This is a genomic window from Burkholderia sp. KCJ3K979 (assembly GCF_016759955.1).
Classification (GTDB): Bacteria; Pseudomonadota; Gammaproteobacteria; order Burkholderiales; family Burkholderiaceae; genus Burkholderia; species Burkholderia orbicola.
In genome coordinates, this window is sequence record NZ_JACFYV010000327.1 from 1 (window position 1) to 5074 (window position 5074).

General features: G+C 70.8%; 8 protein-coding genes. 5 read left to right on the top strand and 3 right to left on the bottom strand.

The annotated features are described in order from the left end of the window. From H3O04_RS33765 to H3O04_RS33785, 5 genes are all read left to right on the top strand, one after another. A partial coding sequence (locus H3O04_RS33765) for a polysaccharide deacetylase family protein (protein ID WP_202589345.1) occupies positions 1-658 on the top strand: 658 nt, incomplete at its 5' end. Between the two features lie 63 nt (positions 659-721). Beyond that, positions 722-1945, top strand: a complete 1224-nt coding sequence (locus H3O04_RS33770; RefSeq protein WP_105797750.1) for a beta-ketoacyl-[acyl-carrier-protein] synthase family protein — start codon at positions 722-724, stop codon at positions 1943-1945. Between the two features lie 8 nt (positions 1946-1953). Then, on the top strand, positions 1954-2772 hold the full coding sequence (locus H3O04_RS33775) for a beta-ketoacyl synthase chain length factor (protein WP_124477137.1): 819 nt from the start codon (positions 1954-1956) through the stop codon (positions 2770-2772). Continuing rightward, on the top strand, positions 2769-3272 hold the full coding sequence (locus H3O04_RS33780; protein ID WP_124592174.1) for a hotdog family protein: 504 nt from the start codon (positions 2769-2771) through the stop codon (positions 3270-3272). The genes H3O04_RS33775 and H3O04_RS33780 overlap by 4 nt, the downstream gene beginning before the upstream one ends. After that, positions 3269-3598 (top strand): hypothetical protein, encoded by a 330-nt coding sequence (locus H3O04_RS33785; protein WP_006477808.1) that lies wholly within the window; start codon positions 3269-3271, stop codon positions 3596-3598. The genes H3O04_RS33780 and H3O04_RS33785 overlap by 4 nt, the downstream gene beginning before the upstream one ends. 101 nt (positions 3599-3699) lie before the next feature. On the opposite strand, the gene H3O04_RS33790 is transcribed toward H3O04_RS33785, so the two are convergent. From H3O04_RS33790 to H3O04_RS36840, 3 genes are all read right to left on the bottom strand, one after another. Next, the gene (locus H3O04_RS33790) at positions 3700-3906 is read right to left on the bottom strand and encodes a hypothetical protein (protein ID WP_011546221.1); all 207 of its coding nucleotides are present in this window, start codon (positions 3904-3906) and stop codon (positions 3700-3702) included. Between the two features lie 107 nt (positions 3907-4013). Beyond that, positions 4014-4757 (bottom strand): acetoacetyl-CoA reductase, encoded by a 744-nt coding sequence (gene phbB / locus H3O04_RS33795; protein WP_034174402.1) that lies wholly within the window; start codon positions 4755-4757, stop codon positions 4014-4016. Between the two features lie 218 nt (positions 4758-4975). Then, positions 4976-5074: hypothetical protein (locus H3O04_RS36840; protein ID WP_175769666.1), on the bottom strand; the 99-nt coding region annotated here is incomplete at its 5' end.

Genomic DNA, 5074 nt, shown 5'->3' on the forward strand with positions numbered 1-5074 from the left:
GCGCCTGCCGGCCGGCGCGGGCCGCCGCATCGCACTGACGATCGACGACGGTCCGGACCCGGACGTGACGCCGCGCGTGCTCGACCTGCTCGACCGTTACGACGCGCGCGCGACGTTCTTCTGCATCGGCGATCTCGCGCGCCGCCACCCACTGTGGATCGAGGCGATCGTCGCGCGCGGCCATGCGGTCGAGAACCACAGCCAGCGGCACCGCCATACGTTCTCGCTGTCGGGGCCGGCCGCACTGCGGCGCGAAATTGCGGCCGCGCAGCAGACGCTGACCGACATCGCCGGCACGCGCCCGCTGTTCTTCCGCGCGCCGGCCGGCCTGCGCAATCCGTTTCTCGAACCGGTGCTGTGCGAATTCGGGCTGCAACTCGCGAGCTGGACGCGGCGCGGCTTCGACACGCGTGCGCGCGACGCCGCGACCGTCACGCGCCGCCTGCTGCATGGGCTCGATGCGCGCGACATCCTGCTCGTGCACGACGGTCACGCGGCGCGCGACACGCGCCGCGAACCGGTCGTGCTCGACGTGCTGCCCGCGGTGCTGCGCGCGGCCGCCGACGCGCAGTTGCCCTGGACCACCCTGCGCGCGGCGCTGGCGCCCGAACCGCCCGGCCGGCCGGGCGTTCCGGCACCCCCGTTTGATAAAATCTGACCTCGAACGGCGCGCGTGCCAGCCCTGCTGCGGCGCCCGCTCCGGCCACCGGATGCGACCCTCGTGAACCCTCTCCTGCTCTCGCACTTCACCGCCACCAGCTGCATCGGCCGCGGCCTCGACGCGACCCTCGATGCGCTGCGCCACGCCCGCGGCGGCCTCGTGCCGTGCAACTTCGAGCGTGCGGATCTCGACACGTGGATCGGTGCGGTGGACGGCGTCGATGCGCACCCGGTGCGCGCCGATCTCGCCGACTTCGACTGCCGCAACAACCGCCTTGCGCAACTTGGCCTGACGCAGGACGGCTTCGACGCGCGCGTCGCGGCGGCGGTCGCGCGCTACGGCGCCGCACGCGTTGGCGTGTTCGTCGGCACGAGCACGGCCGGCATCCTCGAAACCGAACGCGCGTACCAGTGCCGCGATCCGGCAAGCGGCGCGCTGCCCGCCGACTTCCGCTACGCGCACACGCACAACCCGTATTCGCCGGCCGCGTTCGTGCGCGCGTATTTCGCGCTGCGCGGGCCGGCGATGGCGATCTCGTCCGCGTGCTCGTCGGGCGCGAAGGTGTTCGGCTCCGCGCGCCGCATGATCGAGGCCGGGCTGATCGACGCGGCCGTCGTCGGCGGCGTCGATTCGCTGTGCCTGACCACGCTGTACGGCTTCAATTCGCTCGAACTGCTGTCGCGCCAGCCGTGCCGGCCATTCGACGTCGCGCGCGACGGCATCTCGATCGGCGAGGCCGCCGCGTTCGCGCTCGTCGAGCGCGTCCCTGCCGCGCCCGCCACGCTCGACGCCGACGCGATCCTGCTGCTCGGCATCGGCGAATCGAGCGACGCGCATCACATGTCGTCGCCGCATCCGGAAGGGCTCGGCGCGCGCGCCGCGATCGAGCAGGCGCTCGCATCCGCCGGCCTCGACGCGCACGACATCGACTACGTGAACCTGCACGGCACCGCGACGCCGAGCAACGACGCAGCGGAAAGCCGCGCGCTCGGTGCGCTGTTCGCCCGCACGCCGTGCAGCTCGACGAAGGGCGCGACCGGCCACACGCTCGGCGCGGCCGGCGCGCTGGAGGCGATCGTCGCCGCGCTCGCGCTGCGCGAGCAGTTCGTGCCGGCCGGCGTCAACACGACGCAGCCCGACCCCGCGCTCGTCGCCGATTACGTGCTCGCGAGCCGCGACACGCGCGTGCGCGCCGTCCTCTCCAATTCGTTCGGCTTCGGCGGCACGAATTGCAGCCTGATCCTCGGCCGCGCCCAGCGCGTAGCCGGTCGCGCCCGCCGTTGAGGCTTGCCATGACACTCACCGCCTTCATCGAAAGCATCGGCCTCATCGGGCCGGGATTAAAAGACTGGACGCACGCGGCCGACGTGCTCGCGGGCCGCGCGCCCTACGTGCCCGCCCGCACCGAGCTGCCGCCGCCGGCCGGGCTACCGTCTGCCGAACGGCGCCGCACGGGCCCGGTCGTGCGCGCGGCGCTCGCGGTCGGCCACGAAGCGGTGGCCGCGAGCGACCGCGACGCCGCGACGCTCGCGACCGTGTTCAGCGCATCCGGCGGCGACGGCCAGAACTGCCACGCGATCTGCGAAACGCTGGCCGGCGACGATCGTCAGCTGTCGCCGACCCGCTTCCACAACTCGGTGCACAACGCGCCGGCCGGCTACTGGAGCATCGCGACCCGCGCGACGGCGACGTCGAACGTGCTGTGCGCGCACGACGGCAGCTTTGCCGCCGGCCTGCTCGAAAGTCTCTGCCAGGTCGTCGTCGATCGCGCGCCGAGCCTGCTGATCGCGTACGACACCGACTATCCGGAACCGCTGCGCGCGGTGCGGCCGATCGGCGATGCGTTCGGCGTCGCGCTCGTGTTCGCGCCGGAAGCGAGCGCGCGCACGCTCGCTCGCATCGACGTGCAACTCACCGATGCGCCCGCCACGACGCTCGTGCATGCCGAACTCGATGCACTGCGCGCCGGCAACCCGGCCGCCCGCGTGCTGCCGCTGCTCGAAGCGCTCGCCGCACGGCAATCGACGCGCGTCGTGCTCGACTACCTGGCCGATACGCGCGTGCAGGTCGACGTCGCAATGTCCGAACCCTTCGCGGAGCGCGAGCGATGACCGCCACGGTCGTATTGACCCCACCGCTCGACCATGCGTGGATTGCCGCGCACATTCCGCACGCCGGCACGATGTGCGTGCTCGATTCGGTCGATGCGTGGGATACCGAACGAATCCGCTGCACCGCGACGAGCCACCGCGATCCAGACAACCCGCTGCGCGCGCATGGGCGGCTCGCGTCGGTCTGCGGCATCGAGTACGCGGCGCAGGCGATGGCCGTGCACGGCGCGCTGCTCGGCGCACACGAAGCCCGCCCGCGCGTCGGCTATCTCGCGAGCGTGCGCAACGTCGACGCGTTCGTCGACCGCCTCGACACGTTCAAGCAGCCGCTCACCATCGACGCGCAACGCGTGAGCGGCGACGGCCGCTCGGTGCTGTACGAATTCACGCTGCGCTGCGGCGAGCGCGTGCTGCTGTCCGGCCGCGCGGCGGTGATGCTCGACGCATCGGCCGCCGGCGCGTTTCAACCGGCGCCTGCCGGCAACACGAATCCTCGATGAAGAGGCTCACCTCAAGGAACCCGGTCGTGAAAGTTCGTCAGTTCATTGGCGCCACGCTCGTTCTGGCGCTGCTCGGCCCGCTCGCCCACGCGGACATGTCGGAAGTGAAGCAGGACATCAAGCGCGATTCGAAGGAAGCCGCGCACAAGACCGGCGACGCGGCGCGCAGCTTCGGCCACGCGACCGCGAGCGCCGCGAAAGCGGTCGGGCACGGCGTCGCCCATGCGTCGCGCGAAGGCTGGGAAGCCACCAAGCGCACGACGAAGCGGATCTTCCACAAGAACGACTCCGGCGAGTCGGCTGGAAAGGGCGAAAAGAACGACTGATCACGCGTCCCGCGCGCATGGCCGACGGCATGCGCGCGGGGCGTGACCGCTCATCGACCGGTCATCGAGCGTTCACCGATCGCGACGCGTCGGCACCGCGCTCAGCGTGCACCACGCATGCGGCGCAGCGACCTCGCCGGCTTGCGCGCGAAGCACTTGCCGTACGCGGCGAGCCAGCAATCGCGATGATCGAAGTTCCTCAGCAGCCGCGCGCGGCGCCGCTCGAGCCAGTAGAGCGAGATCGCCATCGTCAGCGCGACGGCCAGTGCCGAGCCGCCGATCACGAGTCCCAGCCAGGTGTCGCCCATGCGTTCTCCGGAATGCGAGGCCGAAGCGGCGCGTCTGCCGCCGCTCCGGCGCGGGATAGTGGGGAACGCGGCCCGCCGGGCGCGCACGCCCTGCGGGCCGCCGCGCGTCAGTGCATGTGCTGACCGCCGTTGATCGCGATGTTGGAGCCCGTCACGAAGCCGGCCTCCTCCGAGCACAGGTAAGCGACCAGCGCCGCGACCTCCTCGGGCTTGCCGAGCCGGCCCGCCGGAATCTGCGGGAGGATCTTCGTATCGAGGATGTCCTGCGGAATCGCGGTGACCATCTTCGTCGCGAGATAGCCCGGCGACACCGTGTTCACCGTCACGCCCTTGCGCGCGACCTCGAGCGCGAGCGATTTCGTGAACCCGTGCATGCCGGCTTTCGCGGCCGCGTAGTTGGTCTGGCCGACCGCGCCCTTCGAACCGTTCACCGACGAGATGTTGACGATGCGGCCCCAGCCGCGCTCGACCATGCCGTCGCAGACCGGCTTCGTCATGTTGAACACGGAATCGAGGTTGGTGCGGATCACCGCATCCCAGTTGACCTTGTCGAGCTTGCGCAGCGTCATGTCGCGCGTGATCCCCGCATTGTTCACGAGAATGTCGACCGGGCCGACGTCGCGGACGATCTTCTCGATGCATTGCTGGCACGAGTCGTGATCGGCCACGTCCACCGGATACGCATGGAATTCGCGGCCGGCCGCATGCATCTCGGTCAGCCAGCGATCCGCGCCGGCATTGTTCGGCGAATACGTGACGACTACCCGGTGACCCGCGTCGTTCAACCGGATGCTGACCGCTTCGCCGAGGCCGCCCATCCCACCTGTCACAACTGCGATTCGCTTAGTCATACTATGAATTACCGACAAAAAAGTAATCGATGAAAGGCGGGGCGACGGCATCGCACCTGCTGCCGCCCCACCGCTTCGATGCGCAGCCGCCCGCGTCGCGGGCGCGGCACGCACCGGAACCTCGCGCGCGTTATTGACTGCCTGTCTTGCGCGAAAACCGCCTGGCTCGCCCGCGGCGCTGGCCCACGCCGCGAGCGAACCGTGTCGTCAGCCGCCGCTCAGACGCGCTCGACCGCAAGCGCGACGCCCATCCCGCCGCCGATGCACAGCGACGCCAGCCCGCGCTTCGCGTCGCGCCTGGCCATCTCGTGCAGCAG